General features: G+C 69.5%; 20 protein-coding genes and 1 pseudogene. 11 read left to right on the top strand and 10 right to left on the bottom strand.

Features of this window, described 5'->3' with window-relative positions:
• Positions 1-56: 56 nt before the first annotated feature.
• The gene (locus JK363_RS31105; protein ID WP_201880257.1) at positions 57-440 is read right to left on the bottom strand and encodes a VOC family protein; all 384 of its coding nucleotides are present in this window, start codon (positions 438-440) and stop codon (positions 57-59) included.
• A gap of 90 nt (positions 441-530) precedes the next feature.
• On the opposite strand from JK363_RS31105, the gene JK363_RS43930 reads away from it, so the two are divergent.
• On the top strand, positions 531-665 hold the full coding sequence (locus JK363_RS43930) for a hypothetical protein (protein ID WP_268981107.1): 135 nt from the start codon (positions 531-533) through the stop codon (positions 663-665).
• A gap of 109 nt (positions 666-774) precedes the next feature.
• Here the strand turns inward: JK363_RS43930 and JK363_RS31100 are convergent, their stop codons facing one another.
• Together JK363_RS31100 and JK363_RS31095 are read right to left on the bottom strand one after the other, a co-directional pair.
• Positions 775-1,527, bottom strand: coding sequence for a creatininase family protein (locus JK363_RS31100; protein WP_201880255.1), 753 nt, complete (start codon positions 1,525-1,527; stop codon positions 775-777).
• A gap of 42 nt (positions 1,528-1,569) precedes the next feature.
• Positions 1,570-3,030 carry an MFS transporter gene (locus JK363_RS31095; RefSeq protein WP_201880253.1) on the bottom strand — a complete coding sequence of 487 codons (1,461 nt, stop codon included), beginning with the start codon at positions 3,028-3,030 and terminating at the stop codon, positions 1,570-1,572.
• Positions 3,031-3,167: 137 nt separating this feature from the next.
• On the opposite strand from JK363_RS31095, the gene JK363_RS31090 reads away from it, so the two are divergent.
• Both JK363_RS31090 and JK363_RS31085 read left to right on the top strand, forming a co-directional pair.
• Positions 3,168-3,824, top strand: a complete 657-nt coding sequence (locus tag JK363_RS31090) for a TetR/AcrR family transcriptional regulator (RefSeq protein WP_201880250.1) — start codon at positions 3,168-3,170, stop codon at positions 3,822-3,824.
• Positions 3,825-4,530: 706 nt separating this feature from the next.
• Positions 4,531-5,493 carry an alpha/beta fold hydrolase gene (locus tag JK363_RS31085; protein WP_201880247.1) on the top strand — a complete coding sequence of 321 codons (963 nt, stop codon included), beginning with the start codon at positions 4,531-4,533 and terminating at the stop codon, positions 5,491-5,493.
• Between the two features lie 276 nt (positions 5,494-5,769).
• On the opposite strand, the gene JK363_RS31080 is transcribed toward JK363_RS31085, so the two are convergent.
• From JK363_RS31080 to JK363_RS31055, 6 genes are all read right to left on the bottom strand, one after another.
• Positions 5,770-7,137: a carotenoid oxygenase family protein gene (locus JK363_RS31080; protein WP_201880243.1), complete on the bottom strand. Its 1,368-nt coding sequence runs from the start codon at positions 7,135-7,137 to the stop codon at positions 5,770-5,772.
• A 38-nt stretch (positions 7,138-7,175) separates the two neighbouring features.
• A complete protein-coding gene (locus JK363_RS31075) occupies positions 7,176-7,577 on the bottom strand; it encodes an SRPBCC family protein (protein WP_268981112.1) in 402 nt (133 codons plus the stop codon).
• 103 nt (positions 7,578-7,680) lie between these two features.
• Positions 7,681-9,153, bottom strand: a complete 1,473-nt coding sequence (locus JK363_RS31070; protein WP_201880237.1) for an MFS transporter — start codon at positions 9,151-9,153, stop codon at positions 7,681-7,683.
• 136 nt (positions 9,154-9,289) lie between these two features.
• Positions 9,290-9,688 (bottom strand): DinB family protein, encoded by a 399-nt coding sequence (locus tag JK363_RS42975; RefSeq protein WP_236076231.1) that lies wholly within the window; start codon positions 9,686-9,688, stop codon positions 9,290-9,292.
• A gap of 341 nt (positions 9,689-10,029) precedes the next feature.
• Positions 10,030-10,620 carry a phosphatase domain-containing putative toxin gene (locus JK363_RS31060; protein ID WP_236076230.1) on the bottom strand — a complete coding sequence of 197 codons (591 nt, stop codon included), beginning with the start codon at positions 10,618-10,620 and terminating at the stop codon, positions 10,030-10,032.
• Positions 10,620-11,231, bottom strand: a complete 612-nt coding sequence (locus JK363_RS31055) for an MBL fold metallo-hydrolase (RefSeq protein ID WP_201880234.1) — start codon at positions 11,229-11,231, stop codon at positions 10,620-10,622. Before JK363_RS31055 ends, JK363_RS31060 begins: the two co-directional genes overlap by 1 nt.
• 194 nt (positions 11,232-11,425) lie before the next feature.
• Between JK363_RS31055 and JK363_RS31050 the strand changes: the two genes are divergently transcribed.
• The 8 genes from JK363_RS31050 to JK363_RS44330 all read left to right on the top strand — a co-directional run bounded on the left by JK363_RS31050 (position 11,426) and on the right by JK363_RS44330 (position 21,824).
• The gene (locus JK363_RS31050) at positions 11,426-11,566 is read left to right on the top strand and encodes a hypothetical protein (protein ID WP_201880231.1); all 141 of its coding nucleotides are present in this window, start codon (positions 11,426-11,428) and stop codon (positions 11,564-11,566) included.
• Between the two features lie 301 nt (positions 11,567-11,867).
• Positions 11,868-13,988 carry a putative PEP-binding protein gene (locus JK363_RS31045; RefSeq protein ID WP_201880228.1) on the top strand — a complete coding sequence of 707 codons (2,121 nt, stop codon included), beginning with the start codon at positions 11,868-11,870 and terminating at the stop codon, positions 13,986-13,988.
• A complete protein-coding gene (locus JK363_RS31040) occupies positions 13,985-14,965 on the top strand; it encodes an ABC transporter ATP-binding protein (protein ID WP_201880226.1) in 981 nt (326 codons plus the stop codon). Before JK363_RS31045 ends, JK363_RS31040 begins: the two co-directional genes overlap by 4 nt.
• Entirely contained in the window at positions 14,962-15,729 is a 768-nt protein-coding gene (locus JK363_RS31035; protein WP_201880223.1) for an ABC transporter permease, read from the top strand. The genes JK363_RS31040 and JK363_RS31035 overlap by 4 nt, the downstream gene beginning before the upstream one ends.
• On the top strand, positions 15,716-16,540 hold the full coding sequence (locus tag JK363_RS31030) for an ABC transporter permease (protein ID WP_201880221.1): 825 nt from the start codon (positions 15,716-15,718) through the stop codon (positions 16,538-16,540). The genes JK363_RS31035 and JK363_RS31030 overlap by 14 nt, the downstream gene beginning before the upstream one ends.
• Before the next feature lie 29 nt (positions 16,541-16,569).
• On the top strand, positions 16,570-18,489 hold the full coding sequence (locus JK363_RS31025; RefSeq protein WP_201880218.1) for a RiPP maturation radical SAM C-methyltransferase: 1,920 nt from the start codon (positions 16,570-16,572) through the stop codon (positions 18,487-18,489).
• A gap of 33 nt (positions 18,490-18,522) precedes the next feature.
• A complete protein-coding gene (locus tag JK363_RS31020) occupies positions 18,523-19,614 on the top strand; it encodes a nucleotidyltransferase family protein (protein ID WP_201880215.1) in 1,092 nt (363 codons plus the stop codon).
• Positions 19,611-21,824: a peptidylprolyl isomerase gene (locus tag JK363_RS44330; protein WP_307821931.1), complete on the top strand. Its 2,214-nt coding sequence runs from the start codon at positions 19,611-19,613 to the stop codon at positions 21,822-21,824. The genes JK363_RS31020 and JK363_RS44330 overlap by 4 nt, the downstream gene beginning before the upstream one ends.
• A gap of 284 nt (positions 21,825-22,108) precedes the next feature.
• Here the strand turns inward: JK363_RS44330 and JK363_RS31010 are convergent.
• Positions 22,109-22,398: pseudogene (locus JK363_RS31010) on the bottom strand (transposase family protein); the annotation flags it as partial.
• Between the last annotated feature and the right edge of the window lie 340 nt (positions 22,399-22,738).

Below are 22,738 nucleotides of genomic sequence, written 5' to 3'. Positions count from 1 at the left end.
CCCACACCTGGGCCTCGGAGGCGGAGCGCAGGGCGGTGACGCCAGCACGCGCGTGGTCAGAGGGGCTGGAGGCGGGGGCGCAGGAGGCAGAAGGTGTTGCCTTCCGGGTCGGCCAGGACGCGCCAGCTCTCGGTGCCGGTCTGGCCGACGTCGGCGGGCCTGGCGCCGAGAGCGAGCAGCCGCTCCAGCTCGGCGTCCTGGTCCCGGTCGGTGGCGTTGACGTCGATGTGCAGTGGGAGCTTCCCGGTCCGCGGGTCGCTGCTGGGGCTGAGGATGAGGGTGGGCTGCGGGCCGCCGAAGCCGGCGTCGGGCGGCCCGATCTCGATGCTTCCGTCGTCCTCCCGGCCGAGTTCGACGTAGCCGAGGACCGCGCTCCAGAACACGGCGAGCCCGTCGGGGTCGGCGGCGTCGAGGACCAGCTCACTGATGCGGCATGCCATGCCCGTCAGTGTACGTAGACAACACGCGCTACAGGATGGCATTTTGCTCGGCGGTGTCACTCCTGCCAGGCATTGCCGAGCGGATGGCAGTTGACGACCGAGCCAGTCCAGGCCGCCCTCGGCATCAGCCTGTACGACCCCGACAAGCGCGCCTTCGCGTCCCAGGACGAGCTGGCCAGGGGCCTCGCCGCTGCATCGCCGCGGGGCTGCCCGCCGCATGGGTGACCGCTGATGAGGCCTATGGACAGGACTGGTCCTTCCGGCAACTGCTCGAACAGCTCGACGTCGACCATGTCGTGGCGGTGCCGAAGTCGCGGCAGATCGCGAGGCCCCCTCAGTCCCAAGCCATCAGCCATTGTGCGATGGCTGCAGCGCCGGCATCGAGAATGGCTTCGCCCTTCTCCGGTGAGGCGGGCCGGGCGTCGCCCGCGACGCCCGTCGCCGTGACGCTCGCGAAGGAGCGTGGCAGGTGGACGAAGTGGTCCGGGGCCGACTGGAGGGCGATGTCGGGGCCGGTGGCCTCCTCCAGCCGGTCGAGATCGACCAGTTCCGGGGCGATGGCCATCAGCATGGAGGTTTCGCCCTCACAGGCGTGCATCAGCGTGTCCTGTTTCTCCAGGACCTCCGTCGTGCGCTGCTGGCCGGCCGTGAAGTAGCTGGTGACGGCGATGGAGGCGGACAGTTCTCGGGAGAGCTCATTGCTGAGGGCGTTGAGGGCTGTGACGTTGCCGCCGTGGCCGTTGACGATGAGGACCTTGGTGAATCCGGCGATGAGGATGGAACGGCACAGGTCGCGAAGGAGCATGTGGTAGGTCGGCAGCGTCAGGGTGAACGTGCCGCCGAACTCCATGTGGTGGTCGGACAGCCCGCACCACAGGGAGGGTGCGACGACCACCGGGCACCCCCGGGCCGTCATGATGGCGGCCGCCCGGCGGCACGCCTCGGCGCTGAGGAAGTCGTCAACGCCGGTGGGCAGATGAGGTCCGTGCTGCTCGGTGGCGCCGACAGGCAGCAGAACCGGTGCGTCCTGGGCGGCCAGGTCCCGCAGGACCGGGGCGGTCAGGCGGTTCCAGTGGACTTCGGACATGTTGGTATCCCTTCCTTGTGTGCGGGTGAGGGGCCCTGAGGCTCAGTGCGTTTCGTGGGCGCTGAGTGTGGCGGGGGTGGCGGGCTGCGCCGGGGCCGGTGACGGGGCGGTCGACGGGGCGGGGCCCGCGATGGTCTCCACGGACAGACCTGTCGTGCGGACGCCGAACGCGACGGCTACGGAAGCCAGCAGCATCGCGGCGGCCACCAGGGCGAAGACGGCTCCCGCTCCGAAGGAGTCCAGGAGCGGGATCAGATAGAAGGGGGCCGCCGCGGTGGACAGCCGGCTCAGCGAGTACACCCAGCCGGTCCCGGTGGTGCGCACGCTGGTCGGAAACTGCTCCAGCAGGTAGATGTGTCCGGCGTTGGACATGACGTTGGCCACCATGGTGAAGCAGAAACCCGCCGTGATGATCGCCACCTTTGTCGTCGCGTTGCCGTAGGCGAGCCCCGACAGCGCCATCCCCGCCAGCGAGGCGCACAGGATCCACTTCCGCTCGGCCTTTTCCATGACGAGCATCGAGAGGTACGAGCCGAGGGGGTAGCCGATGAACGAGAAGGTCAGGTAGGTCAGTGAGCTACTGACGTCGAGCCCTTTCGAGGCGAGGACGAGCGTGGCGAGGCTGCTGAACCCGTAGTAGCCGATGGGCGCGAGGATCCACAGCACGGCCATGAGGGCGGTGCGTCGCGCCAGGGGCGGGCGGAAGAGGCTTGTGACGGGCAGGGGGCGGGGAGTCTGGTTCGGGAGCGCATGGTCCGCGGCGGCGCCTTCCGTCCCGGCCGGACGCGTCCAGCCCTCCGCCTCGGCGGCCTTCTCGAAGAGCGTGGTGATCTCGTCGGCCTCAGTCGTGCGCCCGACCGACTCCAGCCACCGCGGTGACTCAGGCAGCCCCCGGCGCAGCAGGAAGGTGAGGAGGGCGCCCAGGGCGCCGATGGCGAACATCCACCGCCATCCCGCGATGCCGAGTGGCGCGCCGTCGACGAGCACGGTGCCGAGGAGGCCGACGACGGGTACGGCGAGGTATGCGGCGGTGAAGGCCCGTGCGGTGTACCGGCCGCGCCGGGCCGGTGGCAGGAGGTCGCCCAGGAAGGAGTCCGTCACCGGCAGTTCGCCGCCAAGGCCGATCCCGGCGACGAAGCGGAAGGCGACCAGGGTCCACAGGCTCGGGGCGAAGGCGCAGGCGAGAGTCGCCGCCGAGTACAGACTGAGCGTGATCATGTAGGCGGTGCGCCGTCCGATGCGGTCCGCGCACCGGCCGATGAGCACGGCTCCGATGAAGGCGCCGACGAAGGCGGAGGCGAGGACGAGCGACAGGCCGAGCCCGCTGAGCGCGAAGGTGGTCTTGAGCGTGGTGGCGAGGACTCCGGACAGGAAGAGCTCGTAGATCTCGAAGAAGTTCCCCAGTGCTATGAGGCGGGTGAAGCGCCGGTGCAGCGAGGTCACGGGGAGCCGGTCGAGCCGGGCGGCGATGGAGGGGACGTCGGGGTTCTGCGGAGGGTGCATCTGATCTCCCTCGGGGTGCGGAAGGAGGGCCTTCCCCGAAAAATTAGATTGGACAGTACAATCTAAAAAGTGGACCCACAAGAGGTCGGAGGCATAACCTGGACTGGTCTGTACAGTCCATATGGAGGTGTTCGACAGTGGCCAGTCCCACTTCTTCGCGGCCGGTCTCCGTGAACAGCGCGGTGCGCGCGCGTAGCCGTGCGAAGATCCTTTCGGCCGCGAAGGAGCTCTTCCTGGAGGACGGGTACGACGGGGTCAACCTCGAACGCATCGCCACCCGGGCCGGGGTCGCCCGGCAGACGGTCTACAACCGCTTCGGCAGCAAGGACGCTGTCTTCCGTGCCGTCATGGAGTACCACTGGGGCAATCTCGACCCCGGCGCCCTGCCGTCGCGCCTGGCGGCCCCCGACAACGGTGGCGATCCGGCCGTGTTCCTGCGCCAGTTCACCCAGGCCCTGCTCGAGTTCATCGACACCACCGGCCAGGTCTCCTTCACCCGGATGGTGATCGCCGAGTCCCGCCGCGCCCCATGGATCGCCGAGGAGTTCTACCGGATCGGAAAGGAGCCGCTGATCAGGGCATTCACTGCCTGCCTGCGGGGAATGGACGAGGCCGGATCGATCGCGTGCCCCCACCCCGAACTGGCTGCTCACCAGTTCCTCGGACTCATCCAGGAGTTCGTCCTGTGGCCCCACGTCATGGCGATCCCCGCCGACCGGCCGGCCATCCCGGCGACCGACGTGGTCGTCGAGGAGGCGATCGCCATGTTCCTCAGTCGCTACCGCGCCGGGTAGGCGGAGGATCGGGGGGTTCGGACCTGCCTGCTCGGGCCGACAGGCGGAGAGATGATCAGGCGGAGCCGCGCTCGGGGAGGCGGTGTAGCAGGGCCGCGAGGAGTGCGCGGTCGGACCAGGTCAGCTGCGGACGGTCCCCTCCGTGACAGTGGCCCGCCGAGGCACGACGCGATCCTTGCCGTGCTGCCCGTGACCCCACTGCGGCCTCCCGCCGGGGACATGCTGAACGTGTTGTTCGAGGTGGGCCGGGATCTCGAGGGCTGGCCACCGATACCGGCTGAGCAGCTCACCAGGGCGCGTTCCGAGCGTCTGCTTCAGGTGCTGCTCCTCGACCCGCCGGTGGCCGGTGACGGCCACGTCGTCACGCCAGTGATCACACCGTGGCAGTGCGTGGCGTCGTACGTGGCCGCGTTCGCGGACTCAACTCCTGCCTTCGGCAACCAGGTCTTTCCGTGTAGATCGGCACTGTTGAGAGACCCGCAGCGTTGCCGTGAAGGCGTACGCCGCCATCGACGGTCTCCTACAGCTGCGCGCCGAGGGTGGCCTCATGATGTGCCGGACGCATGACAGTGCGATCGTAGGTGGTAGGAGCGTGCGTCGGTGGTCAGTATGTGATGTGTGCTGCGCGGTCGCTGATCATGGTTCGACAAGGAGGTCGAGGGTGATGGGATGCGCGGCCTCAGCCGGACCCTTGTCACTGGCGGCCATGGGCAGCTTCACGGTGGGCGGGCGGCAAGTTCGGGTCAGCGGGCAGCCGACTTACGTCGTTGCCCTGTCGGAGAACCTTCCCGAGTACATCGTCGATCCGAACGGGACCTACTGCGTCGAACACGCCTATGTCCAGTACTACATTCCTGCCGAGGAGCGCCATCTTCCGGTGATTCTGGTGCACGGCGGCGGGATGACGGGTTCCTGCTGGGAGAGCACCCCCGACGGCCGTGACGGCTGGGCAGCACATTTCCTCCGCGACGGTCATCCCGTCTACGTGATCGACACCTCCGAGCGGGGACGGGCAGGGTGGTGGCCGCTGCCCGGTATGGCATATGAGCAGCGCCCGCTCCTTCGTTCAGCTGAGGAGGCATGGGACGTATTCCGCGTCGGCCCTTCCGGAGGCTACGACGCGTTGCAGCCATACCCCGGCTGCTTGTTCCCCCTCGGTCACTTCGACCAAGCGTGCTGCCAGATCGTGCCTCGCTGGACGACGACGACAGATCCGGCCGTCGAGGCTCTGGAAGCGCTCATCGCGAAAACCGGTCGCTGCGCCGTCATTGCTCACAGCCACGGGGGCGGGATAGCTGCCCGCGCTGTGGCACGTGACCCGGAACTCGTGGCCGCACTGGTTCTTCTCGAACCGAACGGGCTGCCCGTCCCGCTGGGGGCCGAGGAAGTCGGAGCGACGCCCCGACTGATCGTCGCAGGCGATTTCATCCAACAGTCGCCGTTGTACGCGAAGTTGTCTCCGAGCTGGCCGGAGTACCTCGAGAGGGTCACGAGTGCCGGCACGCGGGCCGACTACTTCGACCTTCCCGCTATGGGCCACCCCGGTAACAGCCATATGCTCATGATGGATCGCAACAGCGATTTCGTCGCGGACCTCATCCAGCAGTGGATGGACCACATGGCCACCGGAGACGGGACCGGCTTCCTGAGGAATCGCCGAGCGAGCTGAGGCACGGCACCGCGGGTGAGCCCGTTGGACCATGCCCCGTCAGGGCAAGGCCCGGGATCAGGGGGAGGGGCGATGCAGCTCACGACGCCGGCTTGTGCCTCGCACTCTTCTTGGCCGCCGCCTTCTTCCCTGCCGTGCTCCGTTGCCGGGGCCTCCAGCCAGGCTCACGCGCCTGGGCGCGTCGATCGGCCGGCGCGCCCTTATGGAGCGCCCCGACCGGTGGGCGGCGCGGGCGGCGCGCACCGCGCCGCCCGCTGTTCACTGGCGGGATGGTGGTCAGCCCGCGATGCCGTCCAGGGCAGTGTCGGGGATCCAGGAGCCGTGGATCCCGGCGGTCACCCGTCGGGGCAGGTGGACGGTGGCGACCTGGTCGAGGCCGGAGGCGTCGAGGACCAGCAGTTGCGAGGCGTCCTGCTTGAGGTCGGAGACGACGGTGAGCAGGTAGCCGTCGTCCTCGCGGGTGGCTCCGGCGGCCGGGACGAACACGGCTTCGCTGGGCAGCCGTGCGTCGCCGGCCTGGTGGATGCGGCGGGCGCCGGTGGTGCGGTCGTACTTGACGATGCCGTAGCCGCCGGAGCCCTTCTCGTCGGGGAAGGAGATGGCGTACTGGTAGCGGTTCTCGGTGCCCAGGTAGTCCTCGTTGAGGGTCGGGAACTCCACCGCGAGATCGTCGATGATCTGCTCGTCGACGGTACTGGCGGCCATGTCGATGACCCAGCGGCGGGTGTAGGAACGGGCGTTGGGCTCGGTACCGCGCCCGGGGGCGCCGATCCACCAGTTCCAGGAGAGGAGGAAGCCTTCGCGGTCGACGGTGGGGCCTTCCAGGACGATGCGGCCCTGGCCGTCCTCGTAGGCGTTGGAGACGTGGAGCATGTTGCCCGGTTCGATGGAGAACCAGCGGATGTGCCGGGCGCCGTCGGCTCCTCGCGGCATGACACCGATACGGGCGGGCTGCTGGTCGCTCCAGCCATAGGGGATGCCGGAGTGCTCGTTGGGATCGAAGGTGACGTTGCCCTCGATAAAGACCACGTGGTGGCGGGTGATGGCGAAGTCGTGCTTGAGGGAGGCGGTCGCCCCCGGGATCTCGGCGCTGTGGATGATCTCGCCCTTGGCGTCGGCGACGTGGTACATCAGGAAGGGCGGGAACGGCGAGGACCCGAAGAAGTGGAGTTCGCCCGTCACCGGGTCCTCCTTGGGGTGCGCGGTCATGGCGGTGCGCAGCTTGCCGTTGAAGTCATACGCGCCGACCGTGTCCAGCTCCGGGGTGAGCTCGAAGGGAAAGTTCGCCTCGCACAGCGCGAGCAGCCGTCCGGCGTGTTCGATGATGTGGGTGCCGGCGGTGCTGGCGGTCAGGTCGGGCCCGTGCTCGGTCATGTAGGGGGCGCCGTCGAGGGCGGGGGTGTGCACCCAGCGGTTGCGGTACCACTCGGCGCGGCCCTCGCGGAGACGGATGCCGTGGACCATGCCGCTGCCCTTGAACCAGTGCGTCGGGGTGACGCCCGGCTTGGGGTTGTGGCCGTTGCGGAGCAGTCGGCCGGTCAGTTCGGGGGGCAGAGTGCCCTCGACGGTGAGTTCGGTGGCGGTGATCTCGTCGGCGACGGGGGTGTAGTGGCCGGTCAGGTACGGCTTCTTCTCAGCGGTCATGGTGGGAACTTCTTCTCTTGAGTCGATGTGATGTGGTGTCAGACAAGCTGTTCGGCACGGGCCTTGAGGTGGCAGAGCCAGTTCTTCAGGGAGTCGTGGAGGGCCTTTCCGAGGTCGTCGGCCGCGGCCTCGACCGGCGGGCCGCTCCAGGGCTCCTCGGTGCGGACGACGACGCGGCCGTCGCTCTGCTCGAACGTCCACACGTGGATGCCGGTGATGCCGTCGACGTCACCGCCCCACACGATCCGCTCGCCGGGGACCAGTTCGAGCACGGTGGAGGTGATATCCATGCCGTGGGTTCGCCAGCGGAAGGAGGTGCCGGGCATCAGCGGGCCGTCGAGCCCGGCCTGCTCGATGTCCGTGTTCCAGGTGGGCCAGGCCGCGATGTCGGTGTGCAGTTCCCACACCGTCGTGATCGGGGCGTCGATCTCGGTGCTCAGGCGGACGATGACGGGGGCGGTTTCGTCGATGGTGGTCAGGGTGGTGCTCCCTCTTCTGTTGGACAGGTGCCGGTGGTACGGCTGAGCTATTGGGTCGGGGGATTCAGATGTCGGAGGTTTGCAGCTGGGAGGCGGGGGTGGCGGTGGCGGTCGCGATCCGTCGGCGTCCGGCGGAGCGGGTGAGGAGCAGCGCGAGGATTGCGGTGGCGGCGAGGATCGCGGCGGAGGCGCCGAAGGCGGTGCGGTAGCCGGCGGTGACGGCCTCGAGTTGGGACTGGTGACTGGCGGCGGTGACGGAGCCGGCCAGGGTGGTCAGAGCGGCGAGGCCGATCACGCCGCCGACCTGGCGGGTGGTGTTGACCAGCCCGCCGGCCAGCCCGGCGTCCTGCGCAGGGACGCCCTCGATGGACAGGGCGGTCATCTGGACGAAGGCGATGCTCAGGCCCAGGCCGATCAGGCTGCTGGGGCCGAGGACGTCGGTGAGATAGGTGCCGTGGGCGCTGATCTGGGACAGCCACAGCATTCCACCGGCCTCGGTGAGCAGGGCCGCGGTCACGGTCGCCCTGGCGCCGATCCGCCGGGAGATCCGCGGTGCCAGCGTGGCGCCGAGCATATTGGCTATGGCGAAGGGGAGTTGGCCCGCCCCCGTGGCCAGGGGATCCATTCCCAGGACCTGCTGCTGGTAGAGCGACAGGAAGAAGAACAGGGCGATCCATACGGATCCCATCAGCGCCATCAGCAGGTTGCCCGCCGTGACCCGGCCGGTGGTGAACAGCCGCGGCGGTACCAGCGCGTTCGGCCGACGACGCTCGATCACGACGAAGGCCACGAGCAGCACGGCAGCGCCGACAAGCGCGCCCAGCACCCGGGCGTCCGTCCAGCCGGTGCCGCGTGCGGTGGTCAGGCCCCAGACCAGGCAGGTCAGAGCGAGGCTGACAGTGGCAGTGCCCAGCAGATCGAACCGCCCGGACTTCCGGCCGGCCGCCCGCGGGACGAGGGCCGCCACGGCGGCCAGCACCAGTACGGTCCCGAGGGCGACGGAGTGGAAGATCCAGGGCCAGCCCCACGCCTGTGTGAGGACACCTCCCAGCAGGACTCCGCTTGCTCCTCCCGCGCCGGAGACCGCGCCCCACACCCCCAGTGCCTTGCCCCGCCCGGGGCCGGACGGGAACAGATCCATGGCCAGGGCAAGTGAGGCCGGGGCGATGGCGGCGGCGCCGATACCCTGGACGGCTCGGGCGGCGAGCAACACACCTGAGGAGACGGCCAGTCCTGCCGCCAGCGAGGAACCCGCGAACAGCGCGAGACCAGCGATCAGCACCCGACGGCGGCCAAGGAGGTCCGCCGCCCGCCCTCCCGCCAGAAGCAGCGCCCCGAACGCCAGGCTGTAGGCGTTGACCACCCAGGTGGTTCCGCTGTCCGACAGACCCACCCCGGCACGGATGTGCGGCAGCGCCACGTTCACGATCGAGGTGGCGGCCATGATGATGAACTGGCCCGCGGCGAGCGCCGCGAGCACAACTCCCGGCCGACGGGCGGGCGGCGCCAGGGCCGGACGTGCGCGTTTGAGGTTCATGGCGCACACCGTCGTGCGAGCCGGTGTCCACTTTCCAGGCCAGTCAGGTGCCTGAGACTGTCCGCTCCTGTCCGCTCTTGTTCGCAGCCGACCGCCAGGACCCGCCGAACACAGTCCAACGCCTCTATCGGGACCTCTAGGCGCTCCGGCTGTGGTCTTTCGCCTTCCGCCGGCTGCACCCGTGCCGGCACACCGTCATGGACGCCGGGCCCGACCCGGAGAGCATCGGCGACATCATCACCCCTTCGGCGAAGCCGGGGTCCATCTGCCAGTCGGTGATGTTGTCCTCGAGGAACAGCGAGCGCTCGGCGAAAGTCAGGTGGTTGAGCAGGCCGAGCAGGTTCGTGTCTGAGGGCACTGCGGCTGTCCGGACCTGCAACGACGCCTGCGACTCGTGATCGGCGACCGCGACCTGACACTGCCGCCCGGTGAGGCAGCCGAGTTCGACACGTCCCTGTCCCACTGGCTGGGCAGCGCTGATGGCGGCGCGGTCGAGCTTCTCATCCTGTTCGGCCTGCAAGGGGTGCGTTCGCATCTGCGCACGGCGCCCGACCGGCTGCCTCACGGCGGAAGCGGGCAGTGAACTCGGCGCGCCCTGGCCGCACATTCCGGCTGGGCCGCCACCAACCTCCAGGGCACGACATCGGCTTCCGATTCGGCGTCTTCCTCCACCTGAGCACCCGGCTCATCGCCCAGGATCGCCAGGCCTGCGCCCACCCGCTACGCCGCCGTCCAGGACCTGCCCGGCGCGAGCTTCGCCCCGCTCCTGACGGCATATTCGAGATGCGCGGCGCCCCTTCCCTGGTCGGCCGCTCGGCGGCGGCCGACGATCCCCTCACCGTACGCGTCGGCCGTCGGCGGCCCCGAGGCCGACGATCAACGATCCGGAGGCTGAGGGTCTGCCGGGGACAGTTGGTCCAGCGGTGCGGCCACGCGGTCCTGGCCGGGGTGCTGCCCGCCCGGGGAGACGAGGCGGTAGAACTCCAGTGTCCATGCGCGCTGTTCCTCGGTGTCCGGCACCCTCGTCCCCCGAGCCCGTTCCATGGCCGTCCAAGCAGTCTCCGGTGCCATGCCTTCCAGGATCATCAGGCAGACCGCGATCAGGGAGGACCGTCCGATGGCACAGCGGCAGTGCGCAACGACATGGGCGCCCGCCCGCAGCTCCTCGGTGAGCTCCCGCAGTACCGGCAGCACGACGGGGATCGATGGGACCGTGAAGTCGGGGATGGGCAGGGCGATGAACCGCAGCCCGGCGGCCTCGGCGAGGCGGGGCTCGTCGGCGAGCCCCAGTTCGGTGCGTTCGGCGTCGGGGAGGGCGCAGACGACAACGTCGGCGCCGGCGCCGCGCAGGGCCGCCATGTCGCCGGCCAGACGCCCGTGGCCCCGAGGTCGGGCCATGGTGCTCAGGCGTCCCGGTCCTCGCGGACCGGCGACGGTATAGACGGCGGGGGCGGACGGCTCGGTCATCAGGCGGACGACCCCGGCGCGAGCCAGCGGTAGCGGCCGCCGCACTCGTTGGCGAGCCAGCCGTTCAGGCTGCCCAGACCCCGCTCGTTGACCTGCCCGTCGTGGATGCCGTAGGCCCGTGCCGGGTCGACGGCGCGGACGAAGTCGATGGCCTCGTCCGTCTTCATCCATGACCCTTGCAGGGGGACCAGCAGGGTCTCCACCGGCCGGTCGGGAGGGTGGAGGGAGTCCCCGGGGTGGTAAAGGTGGTCCTCCACGAGGTAGCCCAGGTTGGCGCAGTCCGGCAGATCGCCGTAGATGCGCGCATGCCGCCCGCCCTGGGCGGTCACCCGGAAGCCCGCCGCAGTGAATTCCTCACCGGCGACGACTCCGGTGAAGTCCAGGCCCGGGATCCGCGCTGACATGGGGGCGTAGACGGGCGCACCCAGCCCCTTCAGCCGCAACAGGTCAACATGATCGTCGTGTTCGTGGGTCACCAGGACCGCGTCCGCGCCGGCGAGTGCCTCGGGCTCGCTCCAGACGCCGGGATCGATGACCAGGGTGCCGCCACTGTCGTGCTCCAACCGGACACAGGAGTGGGCGTACTTGGTAATCCGCACCCACGTGAGCATAGCCCGGAGGGCTTGTGGATCCCTCCATGGAATGGCCGGAAAATGTCGGTGGGTCACACCCTTGGTGTGTTCCTGGGTACGCAGCGATATGTGGCTGGTGTGTGTGCCCCGTGGGAGGCGATATTTCGTCAACTTCCTTGCGACGACGCAGAATTGACCTTGTGGCAGGAGTGGCTCGCTGTTAGCGTCAAATGATGGACATATCAAGCTCGAACGCAGAGGAGCTCGCCGACCTGGCTGAGCTGGAATTCTCTCCGATCATCCCGGAGGATGCCGCCGATTTGGACGACCGGGTGTACCTGCTCGGTGTCCGCCCGGAGTTCGTGAAGCGGTAGCGTCCACTCGTCGACCCGCCCCCGGCTCGGCAGGGGGCCGTTGTCACCAGAGGTTCACCACCGGAATCGGTGCCGGACCTTGCCCTGGGGGATGGGGATTCAGTACGTGGTCATGGATCATCTGCCGGTCGGTCTTTTTGCTGATTCAGTGCTCCGGCTGCCGGTCGATGCCGCTGACGCCACGCTCCATGAGGCGATCGCCGAGCTCGATCCCGACCATCGCCTCGGGAGTGCGGATCGCCCCCTCTTCCTGACAGCATGGCTTCCCTGCCTGAAGGGAAGCTGCCTGTCGTTTCTCGGTATGAGCCCTGCCAGCCAACAGTGGCTGGCAGGGCTCGCCGGTGACGGCTTCGCCGCCGAACGCAGGGCCGCCCTGGCCGCCGCCCTGGCCCTCGCCGATCCTGACGCCGCGTTGCCGGACGATCCTGTCGAGCAAGTCATCGTCACGGTACGGGCATTGACCGGAGCGGAGCCGAACGCGGCCCACGTCGGACTCGGACGGCAGCCGCTGTGGTGCGGCCCCGACTCGGGCAGCGGCCTCGCACACTCCTGCGATCCGTCGACCGGCCGGTCCGGCGTGACCGGCTCCTTTCTCGCCGGGGGATCCGGAGCCCAGCTGCTGACGGCGGGCGGCGTGGATCTCGACGAACTCCTCGAGACGCGGCCCTGGGGCCGCTCGTTACGGGAAGCGGTGCAGGCCGCCGAGACCGAACTCGACTGGCCGGCAAGGGTGGAGTTCGTCGTCGAACACGGCAGGCCCATCATCGTCAGAATCACCCGAGCCTCCTTGCACGGCGCCGCACTCCTGCACGCCGTGGCCACCCGATACGAACGGGGTCGGCTGACCCGGGCGCAGGCCGTGTCGCTGGTCGAGCCCCGGGACGTCGATCAGGCGCGTTCCGCGGCCGTGCCATCCCTCGAACTGCCCGCGGCGGCGCGCGGCCTCGGTGTGTCTCCCGGCATTGCCTCCGGCACCGTCGTCTTCAGCGCGGCCGAGGCAGTCGCCGCGCGGGCCGATGGAGAACAGCCCGTGCTCGTCCTCACCGAGTCGAGGCCGCCCGACCTCCCGGGCCTGCTGGCCTCGACGGCCGTGGTCACCGAGCGGGGCGGACAGACGTCGCACGCCGCGGTCGTGGCGCGCGGACTCGGGCTGCCGGCCGTCGCCGCCCTCGTCGACGGCGTCCTGGACGCCGAGGCCAAGGTTCTGCGCACCACGCGCGGCGACAGCGTCCGCGCCGGTGATCTGGTCACCGTGGACGGCCATGCCGGAGTGCTCCACCTCGGCGGGCGGAAGCGGTCCTCCGCCGAACGGCGGGCGGCCTTGGAGCTGCCCGGCTGGCTGGGCGACGCGCTGTCCGCGCTGCCCGGCATCGCGGTGCGGGTGAACGCCGACACCGGCGCCGACGCCGCCGCCGGGCGAGCGCTGGGCGCGAGCGGGGTGGGACTCTGCCGGCTCGAGCACATGTTCCTCGGCGAGCGCCACCAGGTGCTCCAACGAGTCCTGATGGCCCGGCCCGGCCCCGACATGACGGAGGACCTCGCCACACTGCACATGCTCCTGCGGGCGGAGATCACGGATGTCCTCGCGGCGATGGACGGACTGCCCGTCACGATCCGTCTGCTCGACCCGCCGCGTCATGAATTTCTCCCTGACCTGACAGAACTCTCTCTGACCACGGCGGCCACGTCCGCGCCGGCCGACCGGGACCGGCTCGACATCACCCGTCGCCTGCACGAGCGCAACCCCATGCTCGGCGTCCGCGGCGTGCGGATGGGCGTCCTGCTCCCGATGCTGACGGCCGTACAGATCAAGGCGCTGGCGCAAGCGACCCTCGCGCTGCGTCGCGCCGGCCGCAACCCGCGACCCGAACTCCTGGTTCCCATGGTGAGCGCGTCGGCGGAACTGGACTTCGTCCGAGGCATGCTGGATGACGTCTGCGCCCACCTGGGAACCTCCCCGGCCGAGGCAGGCATCTCGTTGGGCGCCATGATCGAGACCCCGCGGGCCGCGCTGCTGACCCGGTCGATCGCGCGCCGTGCGGACTCCCTGTCCCTGGGCACCAACGACCTCACCGCACTCGTCTGGGGCCTGTCCCGCGACGACGCCGAACAGCATCTGCTGCCCGCCTACCAGGACATGGGCCTCCTCGCCGCATCCCCCTTCGCCCTGCTGGACGTCGAGGCGGTCGGGACCCTGGCGCGCCAGGTCGCCGATGAGGCACGAGCCGTACGTCCGGATATCACGCTCGGCGTCTGCGGCGAACAGGCGGCCGATGCGGCGGCCGTGCGGTTTTTCGCCGAGGCGGGCTTCGACCACATCTCGTGCTCGCCGCCCCGCGTCCCCCTGGTCAGACTCGCCGCCGCGCGGGCGGCCCTCGCCCACGGGGCGGCGGACATGCACCGGGCGGAGGCAGGACGTTGAGCGAGCCGGCGATCGTCGTGGAACAGCTCGGCCGCACCTTCACCGACCGCGGACGCGAGATCGTGGCCCTGCGGGACGTCAGCTTCCAGGTAGGGGTCGGCGAGATCGTGGGCCTGCTGGGCAGCAACGGTGCGGGCAAGACCACCCTGACCAAGATCCTCGCCACCCTGTTGCTGCCCACCACGGGCGCCGCCCGGATCTTCGGGCACGACGTCACACGCGATCTGCGCGCAGTACGCCGGATGACGGGCGTCGTGCTGGGCGGCGATCGTGGCCTCTACGCCAAGCTGAACGGCCGTGACAACCTGCGGTTCTTCGCCATGCTCGCCGGCGTGGGCCGATCCGGCCTGAAGGCCAAGCTGGACGCCGCGCTGGAGGAGGTCGGCCTGGTCGCCGCGGCCGACCGCGCGGTGGAGACGTACTCCAAGGGCATGCGCCAGCGGCTCCACATCGCCATCGGCATGATCGCCGAGCCGCGCGTGCTGCTGCTCGACGAACCGACCGTGGGCCTGGACCCGGTGGAGGCCGACCGGCTGCGCGGCACCGTCGCCGCACTGCGCGACACCGGCGTGTCGGTCCTGCTCACGAGCCACTATCTGCTCGACATCGAACGCCTCGCCAGCCGGGTGATCATCCTCGCGGACGGCACCCTCGCGGCGGACCTGCCGGTCGAGGAGTTCGCCCGGCAGGCCGGCTACACCGCCACGGTGACCGTACGCGGCACCGGCCGCCCGCCCGACGGCGGCGCCGTGTCGTCCCCCGACATCGCCGTCGGCGGCGTCGACGTGGCCGACGGGTCGTGGACCCTCCGGCTGCACGTCCGTGACTGGAGCGTCGGCTCGTTCGGCCTGCTGGAGCAGGCGCTGGCGCATGTCACCGTCCTGGATGTGCGCATCGACCCGGTGCGGCTCGAGGACGTCTACGCACAGGTGGCCGCGCGCCTGGCCGACGGCAGCCAGGTCGGTGGAGTGCGGTGAGCGGCGCCCTGTGGATGTTCGTGACCGCGTTCCGCATGGAGCAGCGGGCCATGCAGCGCAATCCGCTGCTGCTGGTCAACTCCGGCATGCTCCCCGCCGTGTTCCTGGTCATCGCGGTGGAGACCGGCCGTCCCGAACCCGACGGCGCGGCCGAGCTCATCGTGGCGGTCATGCTGACCGCGCTGTGGGGCTCCACGGTGTGGATGAGCGGAGGAGTCCTGCGCCGGGAGCGCAGCTTCGGCACCCTCGCCCGCTGTGTCTCCGGAGTCTGGTCGCCGTACCTGGTGCTGCTGGGCAAGAGCCTGGGCGCGACCGTCACCAGCGTCGGCGCGATCCTCGTCAGCACCGGCGTCACCGCGGCGGCGCTGGGGCTGCCGCTGAGCGTGTCGCATCCGGTGTGGATCGCCGTGTCGCTCATGGTGCTGGTGTGCTCCGGCACCGCTCTCGGGGCGCTGGTGTCCTGCCTGTTCCTGGTGACCCGCAACGGGCTGGTGTGGTCCCACGCGTTGATGTACCCGGTCTTCGCCGTGGGCGGGCTGCTCATCCCGCCCCACGCGCTGCCCGCCTGGCTGCGCTGGGCGCCTGATCTGCTCAGCCTGCACTGGATCAAGGACTGTCTGATCGACGGGGCCACCGGCGGCGTCACGGTCGCCCCGCTGGGCGTGGCGGCGCTGCTGACGCTCGCTTACTTCTCCGCCGCGGGCTTCGCCTACCGCCGTTCCGTCGAGAGGTCTCGGAAGGAGGGCACCCTTGACCTCGCTTGACACCGCCCCGGCGCACCGTGGCGCCCCGGCCCGCGCCTCGCTGGCCTGGCGGGCCGCCGAGGCGGCCCGTATGGGCTGGCTGGAGTACCGCGCGCTCGAGACGCCGGCCGGCCTGCTCGGCGCGACGCTGCCGCGCGGGGTCCTGCAGATCCTGTTCTTCACGACGCTCACGGGCGTCCTCGCCGGTCCCGGACAGCGCGAGTACGCCTTCGCCGGATCGCTCGTACTGGTGTTGAGCGGCACCAACGTCAACGGTGTGGTCGCTGTGCCCGTCCTGGACAAGCAGTACGCCACCTTCGCGCGGGTGCGCACCGGCGCGCTGTCGCCCACCATCACCCAGATCGCGCGGGTGCTGCCCTACCCCGTCATGGGCTGGGGCCTCCTCGTCGTCCAGGGCGCGATCGCGGCGCCCCTGGTCGGTATGACGGACTTCGCCCTGCGGTTGCTGCCCTGGGCGTGGGTGTACGCACTGATCGCGCTGACGCTGAGCGTGCTGGGGCTCGCCGGAGCGACGATGACCGTCGGCAAACGGGCCGACGTGGTGGCCCCGAACGTCCTGTCCTACCTCGTCATGCTGTGCAGCGGCGCGCTCGTCCCGCCCGGCCGGGTGGGATGGGTGGACGCGATCGGTCAGGTGCTGCCGGGCCGGCACGGCCTGGACGCCGTCCGCGCGGGGATGGACGGCCGGCCCTGGCTCGGCGACCTGGGCCTCGAGGTCGCTGCCGGTCTCGGGTTCACCGTCCTGGCCGCCTTGTCGATCCTCGTCCAGGCCCGGCGCGCGAGCAGACACGGCCACGACGACTTCGAGTGACCGATGTGCCCATACCCGAGGGGGAACCGATGAGCATCATCCGCCTGCCCCTGGCTGTGCGGACCGAAGCGGACCACGCGGCGTCCGCTTCACCGCCCGGCAGAGCCTTGCGCGTCGCCCTGGTGAACATGCCCTGGGCGCGCATCCACGCGCCCTCCATCCAGTGCGGACTGCTGCAGTCGATCACCCGCCGGGCCGGCCACGAGTGCGACAGCCACTACCTCAACATCGAGTTCGCCTCCTTCTTCGGCAGCAAGGCCTACGACACGATCGCCAACGTTGCCTCCGAGCGGCTCCACCTGATGGGGGAGTGGTTGTTCTCCTACGCCGCATTCGGCGAAGTGACCCCGGACGACGACTACTTCGCCGCGTACCCGGAGGTGAAGTCCATCTGGGACGAGCTCACCGGCAAGGGCCTTGAGGATCTCGTGGAGTTGCGCCGCGAGAGGCTGCCGGACTGGATCGCCGAATGCGCGGCCAGGCCGGTGTGGGGGGAGTACGACGTCATCGGGTTCACCTCCACTTTCCTGCAGAACACGGCTTCGCTTGCGCTGGGGAGGAAGATCAAGGAGTTCCACCCGGGCGTGACCCTGGTCTACGGGGGCGCCAACTTCGACGGGGAGATGGGAGCCGAGTACGCGAGAAAGCTTCCCTGGCTCGACCACGTGGTGACCGGCGAGGGCGACCTCGTGCTCCCCGCGCTGTTGAAGAACATCGCCGACGGCACGGACAACCCCATCCCCGGCGTCCTGCGGCATCCCGCCACGGACGCGCCGCCGACCGCCGACGCCCAGCGCCCGCAGGTCCTCGACGACCTTCCCACCCCGGACTACCGCGACTACTTCGCCTGGCTGGAGCGCTTCGACCGCGCTCGGCTGCTGGGCCGGACCCCCATACGGCTGCCGGTCGAGTTCTCCCGGGGATGCTGGTGGGGCCAGAAACACCACTGCACCTTCTGCGGCCTCAACGCGCTCGGCATGGCGTACCGCTCCAAGTCCGGCGAGCGCGCGTTCACCGAGCTGAGAGCGCTGCTGCGCGACTACCCGGTGGTGCACGTCGACACGGTCGACAACATCCTCGACATGGGGTACTTCTCCTCGCTGTGCGCGCAGCTTGCCGAGGAGCACTGGGATGTGAACCTCTTCTTCGAGGTGAAGGCCAATCTCACCCGGGAACAGCTCGCGACCCTGAGGAGCGCCGGGATCCTGCGGATTCAGCCCGGCATCGAGAGCCTGAGCACCCATGTGCTCCAGCTGATGCGTAAGGGCGCGAGCAAGCTGATCAACATCCGGCTGCTGAAGTGGGCCGCTTACTACGGGATCGACGTGGCGTGGAACATCCTGGCGGGATTCCCGGGAGAGACCGAGGAGGACTACGCCGAGCAGCTGTCCCTGCTCCCGCTCCTGCACCATCTGCAGCCGCCCGGAGGCTGCGGGAGGATCTGGCTGGAACGCTTCAGCCCCTATTTCACCGATCCGTCCTTCCCCATCGACAACCTCCGGCCCCGGGCCAGCTACAGCCACGTCTACCCCGCCTCGCTGGACCTCGAGAAGATCGCGTACTTCTTCGACTACGAAGCGTCCGGCACGGTGTCCCACGAGACGGTGGCCGCGCTGAACGCCGCCGTCTCGCACTGGCAGACCCGCTTCACCGAGGCGAAGCCCAGCCTCGTCTACCAGCGGCTGCCCGGGAAGCTGACGCTGATCGACCGCAGGACCGACCAGCCCCGGCGGGCCGTCCTCACGGGCTGGAAGGCGGACGCCTACGAGGCCTGCGGCGACGCACCCCGCGCAGCGGCGGCGGTCTGGCGCCAGTTGGCGGCGCTGGGCCTGTCCGTCACCGACGACGAGGTGACGGCCTTCCTCGAACAGTGCTGTCGCGCGGGCGTGATGGTGTCCGACGACGGCAAGTACCTCGGGCTCGCGCTGCCGGAGAACCCCGGCTGGTAGCCGTCGCGGAACCGTGCCAAGGGAGGAGAGCGCATGACAGCAGCGGCATCGGCCCGCGACAGGGTGCGCCTGGGCAGGAGCATCGCGTCCCGCCTGGCCGCGTCCACGGACGCGTCCGCCGCGTTCGTCGCCGGGAGCTCGGTGGTCGGACTGGGCAGCGCCACCAGCGACATCGACGTCTATCTGGTCGGCTCCCCGGCAGGGGAGGAACGGCAGCAGATGTTCGCCGACACCATCCGTGTCGACGTCACGCATGTCCGGCTGGACACGTTGGAGTCGCTCGTCGACCGGGTCCTCGGCACGGACCTGCGCTCGGACCATGCGGGCCGGACACTGTCGGACCGAGAGATCGCGCTGACCGTCCGACTGCTCACCGGGGACATCGTGACCGACTCGGGTGCGCTGGCCGCGCTGCGGAAACGGCTCGACGAACATCCCCTGCGGCTGTCCCGGCTGGTCATGAACGTCTGGATACTCGCCGCGTTCTTCGCGATCGAGGACTGCCTCGGACTCCAACGCTCGGACCACCCGAACGACCTCGACGGGGCCGCGCTCGCCGGCCGGCGCGCCCTGGTGTGCGCGGGGAAGGCGCTGGCCGCGGCGGGCGGGGACCTCTACTTCGGCGAGAAGTGGGTGTGGCGGCAGCTTGCTCGCAGCGGCCCCGACGGATTTCCCTTCGCAGAGTTCCAACGGCTTCTGCGGGACGACCCCCTGGCCGTCGACCCGCAGGCCGGCCTGACCGCGCTGACGTCGTTCGCGCAGACCTGTCTGATCGCCACAGCCACCCTCGGCTGGCAGGGCGTCGGCGTCTCCCACTGGCCGGCCTGGCCGGCGGGGAGCGGTCCGCTGCGCAGGTCCCCGACGTTCTTCCCGCGCGCCTACGACGACATGGTGACGCTGGTCGAGCCCGCCGGCCGGCACTTCCGCCTGCCGCCCGACGTGGCGCTGGTCTGGGGCCTGAGTCACGGACTTTCCGCACCGTCGGTCACCGAGTACGCGCTGGGCCTGTCGAAGGAGGCGTCTGCCTTCGCCGCACTGACCGAAAAGCGGTGCCGTCGGATCACGACCGAGTTGCGGGAAGCGGGTCTGCTCACCGAGCAGGGCGGACAGTGGGGAGCGATGTGAAATTCCATCAGAAGCGCAGCACCACCCTCGACCTCGCTCTCGCTCTGCAGCGCGAGCTGATCGGACGCACCGGCTCCTGGGAACCCAACTTCCTGCCCAGACCGGTCACTGCGGAGACGGACCTGTTCCGTGACGGACTGCGGTCATGGGCGAGGACCGTCGGCTCCGGCCTCCCCGCGTTCCTGGCCGCCGCCCGCCGGCCGGAAGACCTCACCACCCTCGTCGACGACGACCGCCTTCGCCCCGGGACGGAACTCGTCACCACCGCGCTGACCGCGGCGGCCCCGACCCTCGCCGAGGCGCTCCCCGCGTTCGAGGAGATCCGCAAACAGGCGTCGGCGGAGATCAACGAATTCCTCGCGCCCGAACGTTACCTGGCTCCCCTCTGCGCGGCGCTGGGCACTGCCGAGACCGAGCGGACGCTGGATCTCCACCTCGTGCCGCTCGCCCCCGCCCCACCCGCCACGGGCTTCCTGATCGACGCGGGCAAGGTCACGGGCATCTACGTCGACTGCCGCCGCTTCCGCGGATCGACGCTCGCGGACGCCGTCTTGACCATGGTGGGCTGGGCACAGCTGAAATCCGGGGCCATCCCCGAGGGCCACCTGTCCACCGAGCTGGTCCGCCGCCTGCCCGGCAGCGCTCCCTACCAGCGCCGGCTGCGCGTCATCCTTACCAAGATCCTCGTGGAGATGACCGCAGGCCATCTGGTCCGCGCGCTGGACCCCACGCACCGTCCCTGTGTCGATGTACTCGGCGCCAAGTGGCGCTACGCGCGGCTGTACTCCGTGGCCGAACGGCACTGGCCCCGCCACCTCGACGGCGACATCGACCGCAACGAAGCCCTGACCCTGATGGCCGCGGACCTTTCCGCCCACAGCCCGCGCTGGTTCGTCGACTCCGTCGACCCGTCCTCGCTCGCCGCGGACTTCTACCTGCTGGAGTGGCTGACCGCGGCGGGCGACCGCACGGCCGGAGCACGGCTGTTCCGCTGGCTGCCCCACCTGTGTGCCGAACTGGCGGGCCACCTGGACAACGTGATCGGCAATGAGCTCGGACACTACGAACGAGCCCGGACCCAGCACTACCCGCAGGAACTGGCGGATTTCATCACGGAGATCAACCAGGGCGACAGCCGCGTGACCTGGCAGCGGCTGCGTCGCGAGAGGGGCCACGGCCTGGCGCTGCGGCTCGCCACGGACGCGTTCGCCGGTCCGGGCGTCGAGTTCGGCGGAGAGGCGTGGGCACCGGTGGCCGCCATGATGCGGCGCTACGTCCAGCACGAGCTGCCCGACGGGGTCTTCGTCGACCAGTGCTTCACCCTGGAGCACAACAACGGCTCGCTCTTCGACAAGTACCACGACACGACGGCCATGCGCACGGTGCTGGATGCCCAGGCAGCGACCGATCTCGATACGCTGCTGACTCACGCCTCGGCGGAGGTGCGGGAGCTGAGACAGGCACACCGCCTCGACTCGGTGGAGGGCCATCCGGTATGGCTCGGTTCGCGCTCGGCCGCCCCGGCCGAGATCCCTGCGGACCCATCGGGATGGGGCGCGACCGGCCTGCACATCAGCGCACCGGGCACGGTCGGATGCGGCGACCGCAGCGATCGGAACGCATTCGCCCCCCTGAACGACCCGCTGCGCGACTCTCCGGTGCGGGTCCGCCGGACACCTGCCCGTCGACCCTTCTCCTCCTCCTTGAGGACCTACCGATCCCTGGCCGCGGTCCTGCACACCGGACACGGCGACATCCACCTCGCCCTGCGCCCCGACGAAACCCCCTACACGGTGGACAACTTCGTCGGTCTGTCGACCGGGAGCCGCACCTGGACCGACCCTGTGACGGGAGCCACCGGCGAGGGCGGTTTCTATGACGGCACGGTCTTCCACCGGCGAGTGCCCGGCTTCGTCGTCCAAGGCGGCGACCGGCTGGGCACCGGGCACGGCAGCGCCGGATACCGGATACCCGACGAAATCCATCCGGATCGGGGATTCGAGCGGCCTTTCCAACTCGCCATGGCGAATCTCGGCACGGACAGCACCGGCTCGCAGTTCTTCATCACCCTCGCTTCGGCGCCCCACCTGAACGGGCAGTACACGATCTTCGGAGAGGTGACGGACGACCGGTCGAAGGACGTGGTCGGCGCCATTGCCTCGGCACCGACGGTGGTCCGGCTCGACAGGGTGACGATCCTGGCAACCTGAGACCTGACTCGACCGGACCGACGTCCGTCAGCACCGTCTCGGCCCGCTTCCCGTCACGGCTGTTGCCGCTGTTCCGGCCCTCGGCAATCGTGATCAACTGCTCTCTTCTTCGGTATGTGTCCGCAGTCGGTGCAGGAGGACTGTCGTCAGCCTTCATGGCCTGTCGGCGGCGACCGCTAACGTTCCTGTGTCGTAGTGCCGCGTTGGCAGCTGACTCGGAGGGGGTACAGGATGGGTGCTTCGGCTTGGGACTACTACGTGCCGTACCAGGAGGATCTTGGCGCTTGGTAGCCCTTGTCAGCCCAGCAGAGGATGTCGGCGTCCGTCAGGGCGTCGATGATGCCGTGGGTGCGGGCGGCCTTGATGTCGTGCACGGCACCGGGCAGCGTTGGCGAGGCCCGTAGCAGCCTGCCGAACGGTCGGCGATGACCTGCACATTCATCCCGTGCTTGCGGTGCTTTCCCGAGTAGTACGGCTGGTCTGCGGTGATGCGGTCGATGGGCAGCAGCGTGCCGTCAAGGATCGCGAATGCTCTGCGGGCTGCTGCGTGGGAGGCGGCGGCGAGGTCTGGTGCGCCGAGTGGTTTGTTCTGCATCGCTCCCGAATGGGAAGAATAAGTACTGCATTCGGCAACAGCCCTAAGCGCATGTAAAACGGGCCTCAAGTGTTCCTCAAGATCCTTTACGTCTACTCCCTTGATCATTAGGGTCGCTTGTGACCGCGGCCGCGAGGTGCTCTCATCGCGCGACTCACTTGTGTTTGAGATCGGGGGCAGTTAATGCACAACGTTTGGTCAAGGGTGCGATAACCGGAGCGGGTAGCTTGCGGTCGGCAAGTTCGTCAACAAGGACCTGGCTGGCAAGGTTGCAGAGAGCTGCCGTGCAAAATTGTCTCTGGCAGGACTGGATGCCTAT

The organism is Streptomyces coffeae (assembly GCF_016741875.1).
GTDB classification, from domain to species: Bacteria; Actinomycetota; Actinomycetes; order Streptomycetales; family Streptomycetaceae; genus Streptomyces; species Streptomyces coffeae.
The sequence above is the reverse complement of the archived record's forward strand: the minus strand, read 5'-3'. Positions and strand labels throughout refer to the sequence as shown.